18 protein-coding genes are annotated in these 19,060 nt (G+C 53.5%); 15 read left to right on the plus strand and 3 right to left on the minus strand.

Features of this window, described 5'->3' with window-relative positions:
• Window positions 1-19: 19 nt before the first annotated feature.
• The 8 genes from ELY38_RS06295 to madM all read left to right on the plus strand — a co-directional run bounded on the left by ELY38_RS06295 (window position 20) and on the right by madM (window position 8,055).
• Complete coding sequence (locus ELY38_RS06295) at window positions 20-511, plus strand: TRAP transporter small permease (RefSeq protein ID WP_127060655.1); 492 nt, start codon at window positions 20-22, stop codon at window positions 509-511.
• On the plus strand, window positions 508-1,785 hold the full coding sequence (locus ELY38_RS06300; RefSeq protein WP_127060656.1) for a TRAP transporter large permease: 1,278 nt from the start codon (window positions 508-510) through the stop codon (window positions 1,783-1,785). The genes ELY38_RS06295 and ELY38_RS06300 overlap by 4 nt, the downstream gene beginning before the upstream one ends.
• A 4-nt stretch (window positions 1,786-1,789) precedes the next feature.
• Entirely contained in the window at window positions 1,790-2,554 is a 765-nt protein-coding gene (locus ELY38_RS06305; protein ID WP_185858919.1) for a M15 family metallopeptidase, read from the plus strand.
• Window positions 2,555-2,657: 103 nt separating this feature from the next.
• Window positions 2,658-3,419, plus strand: a complete 762-nt coding sequence (locus ELY38_RS06310; RefSeq protein WP_127060657.1) for an SDR family NAD(P)-dependent oxidoreductase — start codon at window positions 2,658-2,660, stop codon at window positions 3,417-3,419.
• 367 nt (window positions 3,420-3,786) lie between these two features.
• On the plus strand, window positions 3,787-5,130 hold the full coding sequence (locus ELY38_RS06315) for a malonyl-CoA decarboxylase (protein WP_185858926.1): 1,344 nt from the start codon (window positions 3,787-3,789) through the stop codon (window positions 5,128-5,130).
• 35 nt (window positions 5,131-5,165) lie between these two features.
• Window positions 5,166-6,707 carry a malonate--CoA ligase gene (locus tag ELY38_RS06320; protein ID WP_127060659.1) on the plus strand — a complete coding sequence of 514 codons (1,542 nt, stop codon included), beginning with the start codon at window positions 5,166-5,168 and terminating at the stop codon, window positions 6,705-6,707.
• Window positions 6,708-6,798: 91 nt separating this feature from the next.
• A complete protein-coding gene (madL, locus tag ELY38_RS06325; RefSeq protein WP_127060660.1) occupies window positions 6,799-7,278 on the plus strand; it encodes a malonate transporter subunit MadL in 480 nt (159 codons plus the stop codon).
• Between the two features lie 15 nt (window positions 7,279-7,293).
• Complete coding sequence (gene madM, locus ELY38_RS06330; RefSeq protein WP_127060661.1) at window positions 7,294-8,055, plus strand: malonate transporter subunit MadM; 762 nt, start codon at window positions 7,294-7,296, stop codon at window positions 8,053-8,055.
• 15 nt (window positions 8,056-8,070) lie between these two features.
• Here the strand turns inward: madM and ELY38_RS06335 are convergent, their stop codons facing one another.
• Window positions 8,071-8,958, minus strand: a complete 888-nt coding sequence (locus ELY38_RS06335; RefSeq protein ID WP_127060662.1) for a LysR family transcriptional regulator ArgP — start codon at window positions 8,956-8,958, stop codon at window positions 8,071-8,073.
• Between the two features lie 120 nt (window positions 8,959-9,078).
• On the opposite strand from ELY38_RS06335, the gene ELY38_RS06340 reads away from it, so the two are divergent.
• The 3 genes from ELY38_RS06340 (at window position 9,079) to ELY38_RS06350 (ending at window position 11,446) form a co-directional block, all read left to right on the plus strand.
• Window positions 9,079-9,681: a LysE/ArgO family amino acid transporter gene (locus tag ELY38_RS06340; RefSeq protein WP_127060663.1), complete on the plus strand. Its 603-nt coding sequence runs from the start codon at window positions 9,079-9,081 to the stop codon at window positions 9,679-9,681.
• 206 nt (window positions 9,682-9,887) lie between these two features.
• On the plus strand, window positions 9,888-10,379 hold the full coding sequence (locus tag ELY38_RS06345) for a YciE/YciF ferroxidase family protein (protein WP_127060664.1): 492 nt from the start codon (window positions 9,888-9,890) through the stop codon (window positions 10,377-10,379).
• A 635-nt stretch (window positions 10,380-11,014) separates the two neighbouring features.
• Entirely contained in the window at window positions 11,015-11,446 is a 432-nt protein-coding gene (locus ELY38_RS06350; protein WP_127060665.1) for a YbaN family protein, read from the plus strand.
• Window positions 11,447-11,482: 36 nt separating this feature from the next.
• On the opposite strand, the gene ELY38_RS19515 is transcribed toward ELY38_RS06350, so the two are convergent.
• Both ELY38_RS19515 and ELY38_RS06360 read right to left on the minus strand, forming a co-directional pair.
• Complete coding sequence (locus ELY38_RS19515) at window positions 11,483-13,090, minus strand: methyl-accepting chemotaxis protein (protein WP_127060666.1); 1,608 nt, start codon at window positions 13,088-13,090, stop codon at window positions 11,483-11,485.
• Window positions 13,091-13,533: 443 nt separating this feature from the next.
• On the minus strand, window positions 13,534-14,199 hold the full coding sequence (locus tag ELY38_RS06360; RefSeq protein WP_127060667.1) for a GntR family transcriptional regulator: 666 nt from the start codon (window positions 14,197-14,199) through the stop codon (window positions 13,534-13,536).
• A 287-nt stretch (window positions 14,200-14,486) separates the two neighbouring features.
• Here ELY38_RS06360 and ELY38_RS06365 point away from each other — a divergent pair, with 287 nt between their 5' ends.
• The 4 genes from ELY38_RS06365 to ELY38_RS06380 all read left to right on the plus strand — a co-directional run bounded on the left by ELY38_RS06365 (window position 14,487) and on the right by ELY38_RS06380 (window position 19,051).
• Window positions 14,487-15,881 (plus strand): flagellar biosynthesis protein FlgA, encoded by a 1,395-nt coding sequence (locus ELY38_RS06365; protein ID WP_127060668.1) that lies wholly within the window; start codon window positions 14,487-14,489, stop codon window positions 15,879-15,881.
• Window positions 15,882-15,963: 82 nt separating this feature from the next.
• Window positions 15,964-16,929 carry a Bug family tripartite tricarboxylate transporter substrate binding protein gene (locus tag ELY38_RS06370; protein WP_127060669.1) on the plus strand — a complete coding sequence of 322 codons (966 nt, stop codon included), beginning with the start codon at window positions 15,964-15,966 and terminating at the stop codon, window positions 16,927-16,929.
• Window positions 16,930-17,031: 102 nt separating this feature from the next.
• A complete protein-coding gene (locus tag ELY38_RS06375; protein WP_127060670.1) occupies window positions 17,032-17,520 on the plus strand; it encodes a tripartite tricarboxylate transporter TctB family protein in 489 nt (162 codons plus the stop codon).
• Window positions 17,521-17,560: 40 nt separating this feature from the next.
• Complete coding sequence (locus ELY38_RS06380; RefSeq protein ID WP_127060671.1) at window positions 17,561-19,051, plus strand: tripartite tricarboxylate transporter permease; 1,491 nt, start codon at window positions 17,561-17,563, stop codon at window positions 19,049-19,051.
• The last annotated feature ends 9 nt before the right edge of the window (window positions 19,052-19,060 follow it).

Consider the following 19,060-nt stretch of genomic DNA (forward strand, 5'->3'; position numbering starts at 1 on the left):
TGCTTTCGGGAATACGATCATGCTGACCACCCTTCGCCACCGTCTGCTGGCGATCAGTCGTCCGGTAACCCTTACTCTTGCAGGCCTTTTACTGTCCGTTAATGCGCTCGCTATTCTTTACGGCGTATTTATGCGCTATATCGCTGGCGGCGCACCTATCTGGACCGATGAGCTGTCACGCTTTTTAATTATTGGCACCGTCATGCTGGCAGCGGGTGCCGTGTGGTCTGAAGGAGGGCATATGCGCATTGGCCTGCTGGAGCGGCTTTTGCCTGTGCCACTGGCCCGCCTGTTAAACCTATATCAGTGGCTGCTTACGCTGTTTCTGGCCCTGGGCGGCGCCTGGGTCAGCTATCGCTATGCGCTGTCAGTCAGTATGTTCACCACATCAGGTCTGGGCATCAGCCGCTCGGTGCCGTTACTTTCACTGCCACTAGGGTTTGCCCTGCTCACCTGGCATGTCCTGCTGTACGGGCCAGCTCCGCTTAAAACCGTGGAGGAAGTCGCATGATTCTCACCATGCTGGGCGTTTTTCTAGCACATGTGCTGCTCGGTTTGCCGCTATTTATCTCGCTTTTGGTTACGGCGCTAGTCGGCTTTATGTTTGTCGACCCGGCGATGATCGCTCGCATGATACCGCAGCAGTTCTTTGGTGGTATCAACGTGTTTTCCCTAATGGCCATTCCGCTGTTTATTCTGGCGGGCAACCTGATGAATGCAAGTGGTCTCACCGAGCGCTTAATGGGCTTTGCGCGCCTTATTGTCGGTCACCTTCGCGGCGGCATGGGGCATGTCAACGTGGTATCCAGCGTTTTTTTTGCCGGCGTTAACGGTTCGGCCGTGGCCGATACATCCGCACTTGGCTCGCTGTTGGTACCAGCCATGGAAAAAGAGGGTTATTCACGGGCGTTTGCGGCAGGCTTGACCGCAGGCAGTTCGCTGATTGGGCCTATCATTCCGCCCAGTATTTTCATGATTCTGTATGCCTCACTGACTAATACCTCGGTCGGCGACCTGTTCCTTGCCGGCATTATCCCCGGCCTGTTGCTGGGCGTCGCCTTTATGGGCATGAATGCCTGGTACGCCTGGCGCCATCAACTGCCCAAAAGTGGACAACTGCCCACCCTAAAACAACTAGCCGTTGCGTTTGTGGCCGCCACGCCCGCGCTGGTCGCGCCGTTTATTATTGTGGCTGGGATTGTACTGGGGTTTGTAACACCCACCGAGTCGGGCGCTCTCACGGCGTTGTATGTGGCGCTATGCGGTGTAGTGTTAGGTGGTCTACGCCTACGTCATTGCTGGAAGGCGATTGTGGATACTGCTCGACTCACGTGCGCTATTTTCCTGATCATGGCGGCATCAGCGACTATCAGCTGGCTGCTCTCCTACGCCCAAGTGCCGGCGCAGTTTGTCTCGCTGCTCTCACCGCATATCGACAACGCTATTATTATTTTACTGTTACTCAGCGCCATTACTTTCCTGACCGGCATGTTCATGGAAGAAGTATCGGCACTGATGCTGCTCACACCGATCTTTGCCCCGGTGGCCATGATGGCGGGTATCGACCCGGTGCATCTAGGCGTGATTATCACGCTCAATATTACGATCGCCTTGATTACGCCGCCCTTGGGCGCCTGTGTGTTCGTGGCGGCCGCCGTAAGTCGGCTCGAGATCGTCTCGCTGTTCAAAACCATCTGGCCATTCGTACTGACCGCCATTGCGGTGCTGTTACTGATTATTTTCTTCCCGGCACTAGCGCTCTGGTTGCCCTCTATTTTTGGATAAGACAATGCCTGCATGTTCGACGTCTGATAAGGCCTTGTCGCCTATACCCAGCCACCCAGCTCCACAATGGGACAGCGTCAGTCGCCTGCCCATTATCGACAATGGAGAACGGCTGCTACCCATGAGTCTGGCACCGGCACCTATTCGGGTGTTTCCGGCCTATTCCCGGCTGGGAATCCCTGGCGCCGTTAACGAATGCTTCGTACGCGAAGGCGTTTACCGGGCGCTGGTGGCCGCAGCATGCAGCCTGCCTGACGATATTGGGCTGATTGTGCTGGACGGCTGGCGCCCATGGCGGGTCCAGCAATATCTGTTTGAGACCCTTCAGGCAGCCATTCAGCACCGCCAGCCCGAACTGACGGAGAGCGACCTTTTAGCACGTACCCGCGAGTTTGTGTCGGTACCCAGCCAAGACCCTAGCGCCCCAAGCCCTCATCTGACGGGCGGCGCGGTGGATGTCACCCTATGTGACCGTGATGGCGTGCCACTTGATATGGGCACCCTGTTCGATGAAACGCTGCCCGCCTCGCATACAGATCACTTTGAGCAACTGGATAGCCTGACAACGGCCCAGCGCCAGGCTCGTGACCATCGCCGTTTGCTCTACCACACCATGTGCGAGCAAGGATTCACCAATCTCCCCAGCGAATGGTGGCATTACGATTTGGGCGATCAGCTTTGGGGACATTACGCAGGCAAGAGCAGCGTACATTATGGCCCAGCAGAGCTCGATACCATTGAGAACCGCTGGCGGCGTCAGCTGGGATAGCCACCAGCCGTGCCGGGCAAATAGTCACTAAGCCTTCATTAAATACGCCGAAACAGGCTACATTAGGGCTGTGCTATTTGCCCACCACACAGGAGTCATCGCGATGCCTAGCGTTTTAATTACTGGCGCCACTTCGGGTTTTGGGAAGGCCGCCGCCATGCGTTTTGCCAAGGCTGGTTGGTCGTTGATCTTGACCGGTCGCCGGGAGGAGCGCCTGAAGGCGCTTGAAAGCGAGCTTTCCAAACAAGTGCCGGTACTCACTCTGACGCTGGACGTTCGCGATAGTGATGCCGTGACCAAGGCACTTGGCGAGCTGCCTGAACAGTTTTTACCCCTCACCTGCCTGATCAACAACGCAGGTCTGGCCTTGGCCCCGGAACCCGCGCAGAAGGTCGATCTTAAAGACTGGCATACCATGATTGATACCAACATCACGGGCCTGGTGAACGTGACCCACGCAGCACTTCCGTTGCTGCTTGCGCAGGGTGAAGGCGCCAGCATTCTTAATCTTGGCTCTGTAGCGGGCCAATGGCCCTATCCTGGCGGCCATGTGTATGGCGCATCCAAGGCGTTTGTTCAGCAGTTCAGCTATAACCTGCGCTGTGATTTGCTGGGCACCGGCGTACGCGTTACCGATCTGGCCCCCGGCATGGCGGAAACCGAGTTCACCCTGGTGCGCACCAAAGGCAATCAGGAGGCGTCTGACGCCCTTTACCGCGGCACCACGCCGTTGCAGGCCGAGGATATTGCCGAGCAGCTCTACTATCTCGCCACGCTGCCTGCGCATATCAATATCAACCGATTGGAAATCATGCCCGTACGTCAGGCATGGTCGCCGTTTAACATTAATCGCGACCCTGAGTGATAACTGAACGTCGGTAAACCACTTAAGTCTTTTGAGCTGCTGCATGCAAACCCGTCATCGACACCCGTTTGCATCACCGCCTGAGCGTGCAGCAGCTTCAATGCCCGCCTAAAACGCCTAAACTTTATTCTATACCGCCCTTCTATACCGCCCTTTTTATCTGTCCTTGCATTCAATCTTATTGACGTAGCCCCACCCGATTGCCGCCTTCAGCGCCGTCTTCACCCTATGTCTAACCCGCATCTATTGACCTATATATCGTAAACCTCTATTTGTTATATATAACAACGCATCTGATAAATCTCTCTAGCATCATAAAGCGTGCGCTGCTAGGGAACCGTCCATCCAGAGGTCGATGTGCATGAATATGAACATGACGTTTCTTCAAGGACTACTCTCCAGCATCAGCACACGTACTCGCCTATTGGGCAACGCCTCGAACGCCGTGCAAGGGAGCGATGCGCATCTGCATGCTCTCGCCTCCGCCTGCGAAACACTGATGCAACGTGGAGGGGAAGCCTCTCAGATAATGACCGCACAGCGCGCCCTGACCCATTATCAGCAGTTGGAACCAGAAGAGCGCCAAGCCTTTTTCAAACTGCTCGCCGATGAGTATGCCGCCGAGCCGCAAGCCATTCACGCCGCCTATCAGGCCTACTGCGAGTCTGAAGATAACGCGGCGCTTGAGAAACTGTTCAATGCCTGTGAACCACGCCGCCAGGATTTATTGCGTCGCTTGAATCTTTGCCCAGGCGGTACCTTCGAGCTGGTAAAAATGCGCGCCGACTTGCTCAAGCAGCTGCGTCATGCTCCTGATCTTGCCGCACTGAATAGCGATTTTTCTCATTTATTCAACTCCTGGTTCAATCGGGGCTTTCTGGTGCTGGAAAGCATTGACTGGAACACACCCGCTGCCGTGCTGGAAAAGCTGATCCAATACGAAGCAGTGCATGCCATCAGCGACTGGCGCGACCTGCGTCGTCGGCTGGACCCCGAAGATCGTCGCTGCTATGCCTTTTTCCACCCGGCGACCGGAGATGAACCGCTTATCTTTGTGGAAGTGGCGCTATGCAAAGGCATCCCCGACAACGTTCAGCGCATTCTGGAGCACGGTGAAGAAGTGCCCATGGATGAGGCCGATACCGCAGTGTTTTACAGCATCAGCAACTGCCAGGCGGGACTCAAGGGCGTGTCGTTCGGCAACTTTCTGATCAAGCAGGTGGTGCAGGAGCTAAGCCGCGAGCTTCCCCAGCTCAAGAACTTCGTCACGCTTTCACCGGTACCGGGCTTTGCCGACTGGCTTGCCGAGCAGCGCACCTCTCAGTCAGTAACCCTTTCCCAACCGCTGCAGACCTTTCTCGAGTCAGGCGAAAGCAGTGGCCTTCCGGCCGCCGTGCACAAGGAATTCATGCGCCTGGCGGCTCACTACCTGGTGGAGGCCAAGCACCGCAGCGGTCAGCCGCTCAATCCTGTTGCGCGTTTTCATCTAGGCAACGGCGCCAGCCTCCACCGGCTCAACTGGCTGGGGGATATCTCATCCAAAGGCATGCAGCAAGCGCACGGACTGATGGTCAACTATCTCTATCAACTTGATCGTATTGAACAAAACCATGAAGCCTACACCCGCAATTACAGCGTGGTATGTGCCAATGATATTCGCCGCCTGGCAGGCCAGGCCGACCAGTACTTTAGTACCGAAGCGAACGCTTAGTCGTTACTGCGTTTGTAAAATAATAAGGAATTGTTATGAACCATAATCTCTATCTGCAGTTCTACCCGCATTTTGAACGCCAGCCCAACAAGGTATTGATGGATACCCTGGACGGTCAACGCTACCGGTATGCCGACGTGCTCGCTACCAGCCGCAAAATGGCCAGTGTTTTGCTTGAATTGGGCGTTTCCCCCGGCGACCGGGTTGCCGTGCAAGTTGATAAGAGTCCTGAAATTGTCATGCTGTATCTTGCCTGCCTACAGGTAGGCGCGGTCTATCTGCCGCTCAATACGGCATATACAGACAGCGAAATTGGCTATTTTCTACAAGATGCCGAGCCTCACCTTTACGTCTGTCGGCCACAGGTACTTACAGAGGCCAAACACAATGCGGGCGCGTCCAGCGTGGCCCAAGTGGAAAGCCTTGGCACTCAGGCCGACGGCAGCTTGATGGACAAAGTCGTAAGCGCCCAGGAAATGGAAACGGTCTGTGAGGTGGGCGAAGACGACCTGGCAGCGATTTTGTATACCTCCGGCACTACCGGACGTTCCAAGGGCGCCATGCTCAGCCATAAGAACCTGGCTTCCAACAGCCGGGCGCTGAGCGAGGCATGGCACTATACCGAGCAGGACCATCTGATTCACGCGCTGCCGATTTTCCATACCCACGGTCTGTTTGTGGCATGCAACATCACGTTGATCAACGGTGCTTCAATGACGTTCCTGCCCAAACTGGACGTTGACGAACTGCTGGATCTCATGCCCCATGCTACCGTGCTGATGGGCGTGCCCACTTTCTATACCCGCCTGCTTGCCTCCGAGCGCCTGAACCGCGAGGTGGTTGCCAATATGCGCCTGTTCATTTCCGGCTCGGCGCCGCTGCTGGCCGAGACTCACGAGGCGTTCGAAGCACGTACCGGTCATGCCATCCTCGAGCGCTACGGCATGACCGAAACCAACATGAACACCTCCAACCCCTACGACGGCAAGCGCCGCCCGGGCACGGTGGGCTTACCGCTTCCCGGGGTGGAAGTACGTATTGCGGATCGTGAAAGTGGTAAAGAAGTTGCCCAGGGCGAAACCGGTATGGTCGAGATGCGCGGGCCCAACGTGTTTCAAGGTTACTGGCGCATGCCCGAAAAAACCCAAGCCGAATTCCGCGACGACGGCTTTTTCATTACTGGCGATCTGGGCCTTATTGACGAACATGGCTATCTGAATATAGTGGGTCGCGACAAGGATCTGGTGATCTCCGGTGGCTATAACGTTTATCCCAAGGAGGTAGAGCAGTTGATCGACGAGCTGCCGGGCGTGGTCGAGTCTGCGGTCATCGGCGTGCCCCATACCGACCTTGGCGAAGGCGTGGTCGCAGTGGTGGTACCTGCTGCGTCTAAAGGCGTAACGGAAGCCCAGGTACTGGCCGCACTCAAAGATCAGCTCGCCCGCTATAAACAGCCCAAGCGGGTCTTCTTTGCCGATGCCCTGCCGCGTAACGTCATGGGCAAGGTGCAGAAGAACCAGCTGCGCAGTACCTATACGGATACCTTCAAAACACAACCGGCCACTGCCAGCGCGTGATCAAACGTGCGCCGCAGGCAAGGCACGAGCCTGCCTGCGGCGTACCATCGAACTAGACCACTTCCAACAACGATAATACAGGAAGGTTGCCATGGTAATTTACGGTGTTGCTCTTTTGGCCGGCTGCATGCTGGTGGGCCTGTGGGCCGGTGATGTGTTAGGCATACTGCTCGGTGTGGACTCCAACGTAGGCGGCGTGGGCATTGCAATGCTGATGCTGATTTTTCTGGGCGGTTATCTGATGGACAAGAACAAGATGCCTGCCAGTACCGAAGACGGCATCAAGTTCTGGAATGGCATGTATATTCCTATCGTGGTGGCCATGGCCGCAAGTCAAGATGTGGCGGCGGCGTTTGATGGCGGCATGATTGCCCTGCTGGCAGCCCTTTTGGCGGTCATCGTAAGCTTTGCCCTGATCCCTTTTCTCAATCGGCTCGGCCGCGCCAACCCAGCTGAAAAGAAAGTCAGCGAAACCAAGGGCATCGTGCCCGTACCGTCACAAGGCGCTAAAAAATCCTTGACCGCCTCATCGCCTTCTCATGTCAGCGCTCGCGCGCGTCATGCCCGCTAACAAGAGGCCGCTATCATGATTGAATCATTGGTTACGCAACTTGAAAAACAGCACCTGATCGCCGCTTTTGCCTTGGTGGGCGGTGCCATGTACATCTCCTATCTGGTCAGCGACAAACTGACCAAAGGGCGCGTTCACGGCTCGGCGATTGCCATTATGGTGGGATTGGCACTGGCTTATTTCGGCGGTATTTATACCGGTGGCAGTAAAGGGCTTGCCGATATCAGCCTGTTTGCCGGACTAGGCCTGATGGGCGGCGGTATGCTGCGCGATCTGGCGATTATTGCCACCGCCTATGGCGTTCGTTTTCAGGAAATTCGTGAAGCAGGCATCAGTGGCATTATTGCGCTGTTTTTGGGGGTGATCGTGTCCTTTGTGGCAGGCGTTGCCGTGGCCTACGCGTTCGGCTATCGCGACCCGGCTTCCCTGACCACCATCGGCGCCGGTACCGTTACCTATATCGTTGGCCCCATCGCGGGCGCTTCGATTGGTGCACCTTCCGATATCATCGCGCTCTCGATTGCCGCCGGCCTGTTCAAGTCGATCCTGGTGATGATTCTCACCCCGGTCGCCGCGCGGCACATCGGCCTGGACAACCCTCGTTCGGCGATGATCTTCGGCGGTTTGATGGGTACCACCAGCGGCGTCGCCGCCGGGCTTGCCGCCACCGACCCCAAGCTTGTGCCCTATGGCGCCATGACGGCTACCTTCTACACCGGCCTGGGCGCGCTACTGGCCCCTTCGGTGCTCTATATTGCCGTACGTGCCGTGTTTTAAACCTAGCTATATACCTTAAAGCGGCACTAGTGCCGCTTGCGCTTCACGGCGGAGGTGCTGGGTCAAACCTATCAATAAGCGGCCGCCGTTACGCCAGTAGTGCCAGTAAAGCGGTACATGGATGGCACGCCCGGGTATCAGCTCTACCAGCTTGCCTTGAGCCAATTCATCACGCACCTGCAGTTCCGGCACCATCCCCCAGCCGAGCCCGCTTTCAAGTAAACGTACAAAGCCTTCAGATGAAGGGCACAGGTGATAGGCAAAGCTGCCTGTTATACCCAGCTCCGCTAAATAGCGGTGCTGAAGTTGGTCATCTTCGCCAAATACAACGGCAGGCGCCTGGGGCAGTAAGGTTTCATTAATGCCGTCAAAAAAACAGCGCGCCATAAAGGCCGGACTGGCTACCGCCAGATACGGCATGGCCCCTAAGGCCACACTATTGGCCCCTGCGACAGGGCGCTCGGCAGCACATACGCACCCTGCCACCTCCCCTGCCCGCATACGTTTTAATCCGACCTCCTGATCCTCGACGACCAGCTCCAGCAATACATTTTGATGGGTGCAAAAACCACTCACCGCCGAGGGCCACCAGGTGGCTAGACTGTCTGCATTAATTGCCAGGCGCAGGCGCTCCGGCACCGCGTCATCCAATGCGGGCACTTGGCGCGTGAGATCACGCTCGAGTAAGCGCACCTGCTGTACATGGTTCAGCAACCGACGGCCTATTTCGGTGGGAGCGGGTGGCGTTGCGCGCACTAACACCGGCTGGCCAATACGCGCTTCTAACAGTTTGACCCGCTGCGATACCGCCGACTGGGATAGCCCCAGTATATTCGCAGCACGCTCAAAACCGCCCTGTTCTACCACGGCGGCCAGGGCCGCCAACAATTTATAGTCGAGCAAGCAGTTTTCCTTATAGGGCATCAGGAGTATTCGTTTTTCTTATGAAGTTGATTCTAGCAAACTGCGTTTCTCTTGAGCGGCGTAACGCTCATTGAAAAGCTATTTATAGGGAGCGAAAGAATGTGGCAAAGTTATAGCAATGGCCTGCTCATGGCCATTGGATTAATCATGGCGATTGGCGCACAAAACGCTTTCGTTTTATCGCAAAGCTTGCGACGCGAGCATCATGTAGCGGTCGCGTTACTATGTATTCTATGTGATGCGACGCTAATAACTGCGGGTGTATTTGGTCTGGCAAGTATATTAACCCAAAGCCCCTTTCTGCTTGCCATTGCACGTTGGGGCGGTATTGCGTTTTTACTTTGGTATGGCAGCCAGGCGTTATATCGCGTCTGCCGCCCTCAAGCACTTCAAGCTACCAGCACCTCGTCCCGCTCGTTAAGCGCCGTGCTGCTGGCCGCGCTGGCTGTCACGCTGCTTAACCCCCATGTCTACCTGGATACCGTATTGTTGATTGGCTCACTCGGTGCCCAGCAGCCGATGCCTGGCGTCTACGCCTTGGGGGCTACCAGCGGCTCGCTTATATGGTTCAGCGCTCTGGCCTTGGGTGGCGCCAGTCTTGCTCCCTGGCTTGCCCGCCCGCTTACTTGGCGTCTGATTGATATCGTTGTAGCCCTCATGATGTTTTTCATTGCTCTTCAGCTGCTTATGGGTATCTTATAACTTTCTGCTACTCTTTATATACTGATTAATATTAACCTTAATCAAGTTTCATTTGCTTATTTCAGTAATAAGTAAATGAACAAATGGCGCCTGCCCTAGAAGCTTAACTTACATAAATTTGTCCTGTGTAAATTCCCTGCTAGCTTTAAAGGGCTGAAGACGTTTATTACGGATGATCCTTTTATTAATCAAGCAGGAGTAACACGATGGTTATTAAAAACGCCAAGGAGCTTTTCACCCACCTTCTTTCTGATACAAATAATGCTGAAAAGCAAATTACAAAGGCATTACCCAAACTGGCTCGGGCAGCTGATGACCCTCAACTGGCTGAGGCGTTCAAACATCACCTGGAAGAAACTCAAGGCCAGTTGGAAAGACTTGAAAAGGTAGCCGACAGCCTTCCCGATATCCGTATCAAGCGCATGAAGTGCCATGCAATGGAGGGCCTGATCGAAGAGGGCCAGGAACTGATTGATGCGACCGAAAAAGGTCCGGTGCGTGATGCTGGTCTGATTGGCGCTGCGCAAAAAGTGGAGCATTATGAAATAGCCACTTACGGCACACTCTGTGCGCTTGCCGAGCAGTTAGGCTTTACCGAAGCGAAAAACCTTCTAGCTGAAACGCTTAAAGAAGAAAAAAGTACCGATGATAAGCTCACCCAACTGGCTGAAACGCTTGTTAACAAGAAAGCGGGCTAACACCTACTTGGCAAAGTAGCCATCAATGGCTAGGCCGTATTGGAAGTGCTTTATTAAATGACCCGTTCATTACATATAGCAATCCAATACGGCCAACTTCGTTGTAAAACAGCAAGGTCGTTACGTTAAGTGGCCAACACTAAATCGTTGTCTAATATTTTTAACTTTCGCATTGCATTTTAACGAATGACATAAATTATCTTTTATTGCCAATACTTTCCTTAAATCTCCTTTTCCATGCTCAATCAGGTTCCTGTGTCATTAGGGCGCTGAACCTACGCAGGAGTTGCCGGACTTTGACTGACAAATCGACGAACTTATCTGCCTAGTCAGCAATCCCTAGCGATTACTGGCCAGCGAACCACTTAATGCCCCGGCACTGGCTCTTCCTGTCAAATGTTGTGCTCTGCCCTATCTGGCGAAGAACGCCAACGTGTAATGCTGCAGTACCTTTTCTCACCCTAGCGTCTTAAAACGATTTAACCGCACTTTTCCCAGCATCATTATTCTTAGATTGGGTAGTATGCTGGAGACGCTTCCAAGCCAAGCGTCTTTGCTTAGGGCAATAATACTCATTAAAACTATCGTCTTGCTCTGTTATAGCCATTGGTGGCCGCTCATGAGAAGCTCTATTAATGAAAGAGAAAACGTCCGTCAACGTGCCGCCTGAGCAGGGTCTTCAAAACCAGCCAATGACGCTAACGCGTGCTTTATGGGTGGGCATGGCAGCGCTGAGCTTTGGCATAGGCGTGCTGGGCATATTTCTTCCGTTACTACCCACCACCGAGTTTATGCTGGGGGCCGTTTATTGCGCTTCAAAAGGATCGCCGCGCTTTGAGTCCTGGATCCGCTCGCGACGCTATGTCGGGCCACTGATCAAGAACTGGGAGTGCGAGCGAGCGATCTCACGGCGCGCCAAATTTGTTGCCGTAAGCATGATTAGCGCAAGCGCGCTATTTATTCTGCTGCATCTGAGTAATAGCTGGTTACGGTGGAGTCTTATCGCACTATTGATAGGCGTGGCAATATGGCTAATCACACGGCCGGAACCTACGCTAAACGACTAACGTATACGTGGAACCGGCCGTTGAACTCAACGCTTGTTAATGATGCGAGGTGTTCGGCAAGTATGTCTGCTCGGTACGTGAGTTGAGACTATGATGGTTAGCCAGCTTAAATCGCTCGACGGCGGTAACCAGCAGCTGCGCCTGACTCTTGAGGCTAGCAGCAGCAGCGGCAGACTCCTCAACTAGAGCGGCGTTTTGCTGAGTCGTCTGGTCGATCTGATTGACCGCCTCACTTACTTGACTAACTGCGGTACTTTGTTCGTTGCTTGCATCGCTGATTTCACTGACGATATCACTGACTCGCTGAATCGACGTGACGATCTCCTGCATGGTAGTGCCTGCCTGGTCAACCAACACTGATCCTTTCTCGACACGCTCAACGCTGGCGCCGATCAACTCCTTGATTTCCTTTGCAGCTCCGGCGCTACGCTGAGCCAAATTGCGCACTTCACTGGCCACAACCGCAAAACCACGGCCTTGTTCGCCCGCCCGGGCCGCCTCAACTGAAGCGTTCAGCGCCAGAATATTGGTCTGGAACGCAATACTATCAATAACACCAACAATATCATTGATCTGTCGGCTGCTGTCGTTGATATCTCGCATGGTATGTACCACCTTTTCAACCACATCACCGCCCTGCTTCGCCACGTGACTGGCGCTGATGGCCAATTGACTAGCGGTATGCGCATTGTCCGCATTTTGCGTAGCGCTTGATCCCATCTGCTCTATAGAAGCTGACGTTTCTTCAAGTGCCGAAGCTTGCACTTCAGTTCGCTGGCTCAAATCATTATTGCCCAGCGCTATTTGAACACTGGCCGTTGCCACATTCTCTGCATTGCTACGCACTTCTGAAACGACCCTGGCCAAGCTATTGACCATGGTTTTCTGAGCCATCAGCAGCTGGCCAATCTCGTTATCTGAGAGTGACTCGATACTGCCAGACAGATCACCTTCCGCTACGGCTTGCGCCTGGTTGACCGCTTGGCCCAATGGACGGGTAATACCTCGTGTAATAACAATAGCGACCCATATTGATATCAGTATAGCTGCCGCTCCTAGTCCAATCGTTTCCATCATGGACGTACGATACTGAGCATCACTACGCTCCATACCCTGCTTGGCCTCAATAAGCTGCAAGTCAATAAGTTCGCTGATGATGCTGCTAATAGGGTCAATAGATGAATAGAGCTGTCCGTTGTACGCATTCAACTGACCGCCGATCATACCGGAGTAGGTTTGTAGCGTGTTCTCCAACGCGCTTAAAGCGCTGTTGGCAGGGCCAAATCGCTTTTGCGCCTCAGAAGCTATACTTGCTTCTTCAGGAGTAAGCGACGTCGCCATGTAAGACGCCCACTCGTGATCAATGACTTCACGTGCGTTATGTACTGCGTGCAATGCCTCCTCAGCGGTAATTAATCCTTCATTGGCTTTATTAACAGCATCAATCACATTGACCGCGTAAGCATCGGAAATAACCTTGAGCCCTCGTAATGGAACCACGCGATCTTCATATAGGGATTGCATGGTTTGATTGACGTTTCGAAGGCTGAACGAACTCAACAGACTGCTAAGGACCAAAAACAGGACAGCGACCAGGAAGCCCAGCCCAATCTGTTTGCTGATAGAGAAATGTCTAAACTGCATTTTTAAGCTCCGGGATGCAACAAGGATAAGCAATTGTCTCAAGCCAGCCCAAAGGGGTTGTCATGGCGTTCCAGGGGAGGCGTCGCCATGTTGAGCAGGCTCAACTTTTCGTCGGACTTATCTGAGCGAAGGGGGGAAAGCAAATCAACTGTTCATATACGTGAGCCAAGGCTAAAAGTATGCCTTTCAGCAGCACTTACTGGATCATCATAAGTACCACTCATGCGATACCTTACCCATCGTCACGGTAGTTGATAGAGCGCGAGTAATATCGGCACCACAAACGGATACTTTAGGTGGGTTGACGTTTGATGAAGCGCCGATGGTAACAGGAGGGGCATATTCAGTAGAGCATCACCGTGCAATGAGATGGTTAGCTTACCCATAAAAACGTGGTTTGCTGATCCGCTCTTTTTATACGCCTTTTCCTGATATTTAAATAGCTAGCCGGTTACCTGCTCGCCGTTGGCGTATTTTATCCAGGTTTTGCCTAAATGGTTGCGCAACTCGCGCCCAACGCGTACGCCATCACGCGCTTCCAGCGCCTCTAGAATGGCCTCGTGCTCTTCCATGGCAGTTGCCCATTTCTCATTTTTCTGATTAGAAAGATAGCGCACCCGATATAGCTGCCGACTAAGTGTGGCATGCATGTCAATAAGCGTCGTATTACCTGACAGAGCCACAATCCGGTTGTGGATATCCTGATTCAAACGAAAGTAGTTTTGTCGGTCACGCCTTAGAAACGCTGCTTTCATTTCATAATGTAGCGCTTGTAACTCATCAATATCCTCATCACTGGCAATAACGCAGGTGAGTTCGGCTGCCGCCTGTTCAAGCACGCTCAAAACATACGCTTTTTCTTTCATATCAGCCGCGCTGACCTCTGCCACCACCGCACCTCGGTTAGGCGAAATCACCACCAGCCCTTCGGTGGCCAGAATCTTGAGCGCCTCGCGCAGTGGCGTGCGTGAAACCTGTAGCTCAACAGCCAATGTACGTTCGGGCAGCCGTTGCCCCGGCTGAAAATGATCCATCACGATGTGTTCACGTAAATAATTCGCGACTTTTTCAACAAGTCCAGCATGGCCGGGTTGAGCAACTTCTTGCATAGGTTTATTCACGTTAGTTAGCAGTTACAAAGAATGGCATACCAAAAATATCCTTTCAAACAGGAAGACATAGCAACAAAGTATTCTTTAAATCAGTATATTCATGTACTTAATAAAATATACTCTAACAATAATACCAAAGTATTATACTGATTTTATTGACCCGTAAAATGGTATACCACAACATTTCCAGCATCTGTATACTATGCCGCCGTGGCAAAGAAGCATTAATGTGTTAGCGGTCACCCTGCAAGCACTTTGACCCAAACAGGGAATACCCTTTATCTATGAATTACTTACAACACTTTGATTCAACCAAGGTAGTTGAAGCCTGTATCGCGGGCGCTGGTGATTTTGGCCGTGGCGTGCTGCGCCAGGCACGCCAAATGTCAGGATTGTCGGCTCGTATTGCGATCGACATCAATGCTGAAAAGGCAGCTGAAGCCTTGCGTCATGCGGGTATTCCCGACACCCAAATAATGGTATGCCATTCCTCAAGCGGTGCTGAGGCTGCCTGGCAAAATGGCTTTTATATTGCTACGGCCTCATTCGATACGGTAAAAGCACTCCCCTTTGACATTCTCGTCGAGTCTACGGGTATTCCCGATGTAGGCGCCCGTTATTCTGAAGCTGCCTTATTGGCGGGCAAGCATGTGGGTATCGCCACCAAAGAAACCGAATCGGTAGTGGGCCCTTATCTGACGCGTCTAGCCGAAAATCAGGGGCGTTTGTTCACCCCGCTTGATGGCGATCAGCCAAGCCTTCTTATCGGTCTGATTACCTGGGCAAGAACGCTGGGGTTTGAGGTTGTTTCGGCAGGAAAAAGCAGCGAATACGACTTTATCTGGGATGAAGCACAAGGCACCGTGACCTGTAACGGCACCCAATACGATGCCTCTGAAATGGCCGCGCTCTGGAAGCTTGACGATAACGATGCGCGCGCAACGGTAAAAGCCCGTGGCGAGGTTCTATCCGCCATTCCGCAGATTTCAGTGCCTGACTTATGTGAAATGGTGAACGTTGCCAACGCCACAGGCCTGCAGCCAGACCTGCCCGAATTCCATGCCATGGTGCTTAGAACCATAGAAGTCCCAACGCTTCTGGATACCCAGGCTGAAGGCGGCGTACTGGAAGGTAACGAGCGTCTTGAGGTTTTTAACTGCCTGCGCCGTCCAGACGAACTGAGCTTTGCCGGTGGCGTGTTTGTAGTGGTGCGCTGCGAAGACCCGCATGTATGGACATTGCTGCGTGATAAAGGCCATGTATTAAGCCGCAGTGGCAATAGCGCCATGGTATATCTACCGCGTCATTTACTGGGTCTGGAAGCGCCTATCTCGCTGCTAGATACCGTGCTGAAAGGTTTAACGTCCGGCGGGGGCCATGCCACCACCCCCAAATTCGACTTGACCGCACGCGCCACCCAAGCGATCAAAGCAGGGCAACGGCTTGAGATGAAAGGTCATCATCGGCACATCGAAGGGCTGCGTCCGGAAATCCATCCCGCCGCCGCTCTTTCAGCAGGCGCAAAAGTACCGTTTTACCTTTTGCCAGGGGCCGAAGTTATCCGAGATATCGCGCCTAATCAACCGATTACCCTTGCCGATGTCACGCTACCATCCTCTCGGCTACATGACCTCCGTCTTAAACAGGATGATCTGTTTTACGCAGCAGGTAGCCAATAACTAATGGCACAGCGCTTTTAAGGTACTTTGCTTCCTATATTGATGGGCCCTAAAAGCAACAATAATCACCATGGAGAAAATTATGGTTACTAAACATACTATTAAATATGCCGCTCTAGGTCTTGCAATGCTTGGTGCTACCACCGGCGCAAGCGCCAGTGATGCAGATAACTTCCCCAGCAAACCGATTCAGTTCCTGGTGGCGGCAGGTGCCGGTGGTGGTACTGATAACTTCGCGCGGGTCGTTCGCCCGATGTTTGAAGAAGCAATGGGTGGCGCTCGTATTACGGTGGTTAACCTGCCGGCGGCCTCTGGTGCGTTGGCTCACCAGCGTACCGCGACAAGCGCGGCTGACGGCCATACGCTGGACTTTGCCTCCACCACGCTTGTGACCTCACTTGCGGCGGGCCAAAATCCCGTGGGTCTGGATCAATTAACGCCGGTTGCACGTATGCAGTCTGACGTGATGGCGCTTTTTGTGAACCCTGAGCGTTTTCCTGATTTTGAATCCTTCGTGAAATATGCTGAGGAAAACCCCGGCAAAGTCACCGTTGGGGGCACGCATACAGCAAGCCCTGACCATGTGACTTTCCTGTCGCTGCGTGATGCGTCAGGCCTGGACATGAACTTTATCCCTTACGACAGCACCGGCAACGCCACTGCCAACGTGCTAGGCGGTAACATTGATGCGACTACCACCTCGCTAAGTCCGCTGCTGAGCTACATCGAAGCAGGCCAGATGATGCCGATTCTGGTCTTCAGCGATGAGCGTCTTGAAGACTATCCAGATGTGCCGACCACGGTTGAAAACAACTGGGATCTGACCGACGGCAACGACCGGGCCATCTTTGTACACGCCGATACGCCTGCGCCGATCCTGCAACGTTTGGAAAAAGCCTTCAAAGAGGTGTACGACTCTGAAGATTATCAGAGCTACGCTGAGCGTGTGAACCTTGACTACCGCGAAGGCTGGATGGGTAGCGACGAGTACCGTCAACGTCTTGAGAACAACTACGAGCTTTACTCACGCTTGCTGCAAAACGACTAAACCAGCAGCTGCTGGTTGGTGGAGGGGCATGTCCCCTCCTGTATCCATTTGAGAGATCGGCCTTGCGGGGCCGGTCTTCCACTATCCCCTTCAGGGTTTACCATGCACGCCAGGATCACTCTTTTTGCGCTGGGGGTCGTGTCACTTGCGGTGGTGAGTCTATACCCCACACTGCAATTCCCAAGCTCTGCGCAAGTATCCACGTTTATCGGCCCTCGCGTTTGGCCACTGACACTGCTGATCATTCTGTTTACGCTGGGCATTGTACTGATCGCTATCACGTGGCGTGACCGCAAACAGGTACTGATCACCGAGCCCCAAGCCACCCCGGATACCCCCGTTGAAACGGAAATACCTTCGGCACGTTTCTCCCTTAACCGCACCCGTCACTGGTGGTTTATAGCGACTGCCATCGCCTACACGCTATTGATGCAAAGCGTCGGTTTTTTAATCGCCAGCCTGATATTTACGTTTATCGGCACGCTGATGCTGGGCGCCCGTTCGTGGATGACCATTGCGATTACGTTAGTCATTGCTGCCGTACTGATGCAGGGCGTTTTCGTTTCTCTGCTAGGTATCCCCATGCCGTAAGGCTGACCCATAACAGACCCAACCTTCTAGGGAGTCAACCATGCTAGAACATTTTTTGGGCGGGTTAGCCGTGGTGATGCAGCCACTCAACCTGCTGCTCTTAATCTCTGCTGTCTTTATCGGCTTTATCGGCGGCGCACTACCCGGCATTAGCGGCGTTATTCTGGTGGTTATTCTGCTGCCCGTTACTTATGGCATGGAGCCGACCACGGCTTTTATGGTGCTGACCGCCATCTATGGCGCCACGGTCTTTTCAGGCCTTATCACGGCCATTTTGTACCGGGCCCCCGGCACGCCTGAAGCGGTAATGACGGCATTTGACGGCTACCCCATGACGCAGCGTGGCGAGGCAGGAAAAGCCTTGGGCATCGGTGTTTTAAGCTCGGCTATCGGCGGGCTTGTGGGTACCGTCGCGCTGATTATATTCACGCCCATGCTGGCCAAGATGGCTTTGAAGTTTTCATCTCCTGAGTACTTTGCCTTGGCGGTACTCGGTTTAACCGTGGTCGCATCCCTGGGCGGTCGCCTCATATTTGGCTTGATTGGTGCTGCTTTAGGTTTATTCATTGCGACCATCGGTATTGACCCGCTCACCGGCACCAGCCGCTTTACCTTTGGCAATCTCAACCTGGCAGAAGGCGTGGGCTTGATTCCGGTTATTGTCGGCCTGTTTGCCGTTTCAGAAGTCATGAAACGTACGCTGGACCACGAGAGCCATCAGCCCTTGAAAAAGGTGAAGGTAAAGATTTTCGACCTTCCCATTCTGCGCCAGATCGGCATGACCCTGTCACGCTCTTCCATTATAGGGGTCATCATCGGCATCCTGCCGGGTATCGGCGCCAGCACCGCAGCCATGGTGAGCTACAGCGAAACGGTCCGCTGGTCCAAGCATCCTGAGAAATTCGGCAAGGGCGCGCCAGAAGGCATCGCCGCACCAGAGTCTGCCAATAACGCAGCGGCCATGGGCGCGCTAGTACCGCTTTTTGCGCTAGGTATACCTGGCAGCGGCACTACGGCCGTTATTCTGGGCGCGTTTATCATGCACGGCCTGCAGCCCGGGCCAATGTTCATGCTGACCAGCAGTGACTTGATCTACGCCGTCTTTGCCGGACTATTCATCGTCAACTTCATGATTCTGCTTTTCTCAAAGCCTTTCATCGTGTTGTTTACCAAGTTGTTGAACGTACCTTATTCCGCACTCGGCCCCATCATTATCATGTGCTGCATCGTGGGTACCTATTCGGTACGCAACTCTATGTTTGATGTATGGTTGATGATGGGTTTTGGCGTACTGGGTTATCTGCTTGAGAAAATCAACTTTCCCCTGGTATCCATCATCTTGGGATTGGTATTGGGTCCCATTGCAGAAAGCGAGCTTCGCCGTACGTTATCCATGTCACAAGGCGACTTCAGCATCTTTCTTGAGCGTCCTATCAGCGCCACGCTGCTGAGCATTGCTTTCCTTCTGCTGGCCGTCACGCTGATTACGCCGCTGATCAAGCGCGCACGCCGCAAAACCGCTGCTACCTGAAGGCCGTAT

Origin of the sequence: Vreelandella nanhaiensis, assembly GCF_003990185.1 — a bacterium.
GTDB lineage: Bacteria > Pseudomonadota > Gammaproteobacteria > Pseudomonadales > Halomonadaceae > Vreelandella > Vreelandella nanhaiensis.

What these genes read in the sequence shown, in the direction of transcription:
- ELY38_RS06295 (WP_127060655.1), top strand. Translation starts at nt 20, where the DNA reads ATGCTGACCACCCTTCGCCACCGTCTGCTGGCGATCAGTCGTCCGGTA.
- ELY38_RS06300 (WP_127060656.1), top strand. Translation starts at nt 508, where the DNA reads ATGATTCTCACCATGCTGGGCGTTTTTCTAGCACATGTGCTGCTCGGT.
- ELY38_RS06305 (WP_185858919.1), top strand. Translation starts at nt 1,790, where the DNA reads ATGCCTGCATGTTCGACGTCTGATAAGGCCTTGTCGCCTATACCCAGC.
- ELY38_RS06310 (WP_127060657.1), top strand. Translation starts at nt 2,658, where the DNA reads ATGCCTAGCGTTTTAATTACTGGCGCCACTTCGGGTTTTGGGAAGGCC.
- ELY38_RS06315 (WP_185858926.1), top strand. Translation starts at nt 3,787, where the DNA reads ATGAACATGACGTTTCTTCAAGGACTACTCTCCAGCATCAGCACACGT.
- ELY38_RS06320 (WP_127060659.1), top strand. Translation starts at nt 5,166, where the DNA reads ATGAACCATAATCTCTATCTGCAGTTCTACCCGCATTTTGAACGCCAG.
- madL (WP_127060660.1), top strand. Translation starts at nt 6,799, where the DNA reads ATGGTAATTTACGGTGTTGCTCTTTTGGCCGGCTGCATGCTGGTGGGC.
- madM (WP_127060661.1), top strand. Translation starts at nt 7,294, where the DNA reads ATGATTGAATCATTGGTTACGCAACTTGAAAAACAGCACCTGATCGCC.
- ELY38_RS06340 (WP_127060663.1), top strand. Translation starts at nt 9,079, where the DNA reads ATGTGGCAAAGTTATAGCAATGGCCTGCTCATGGCCATTGGATTAATC.
- ELY38_RS06345 (WP_127060664.1), top strand. Translation starts at nt 9,888, where the DNA reads ATGGTTATTAAAAACGCCAAGGAGCTTTTCACCCACCTTCTTTCTGAT.
- ELY38_RS06350 (WP_127060665.1), top strand. Translation starts at nt 11,015, where the DNA reads ATGAAAGAGAAAACGTCCGTCAACGTGCCGCCTGAGCAGGGTCTTCAA.
- ELY38_RS19515 (WP_127060666.1), bottom strand. Translation starts at nt 13,090, where the DNA reads ATGCAGTTTAGACATTTCTCTATCAGCAAACAGATTGGGCTGGGCTTC.
- ELY38_RS06360 (WP_127060667.1), bottom strand. Translation starts at nt 14,199, where the DNA reads ATGCAAGAAGTTGCTCAACCCGGCCATGCTGGACTTGTTGAAAAAGTC.
- ELY38_RS06365 (WP_127060668.1), top strand. Translation starts at nt 14,487, where the DNA reads ATGAATTACTTACAACACTTTGATTCAACCAAGGTAGTTGAAGCCTGT.
- ELY38_RS06370 (WP_127060669.1), top strand. Translation starts at nt 15,964, where the DNA reads ATGGTTACTAAACATACTATTAAATATGCCGCTCTAGGTCTTGCAATG.
- ELY38_RS06375 (WP_127060670.1), top strand. Translation starts at nt 17,032, where the DNA reads ATGCACGCCAGGATCACTCTTTTTGCGCTGGGGGTCGTGTCACTTGCG.
- ELY38_RS06380 (WP_127060671.1), top strand. Translation starts at nt 17,561, where the DNA reads ATGCTAGAACATTTTTTGGGCGGGTTAGCCGTGGTGATGCAGCCACTC.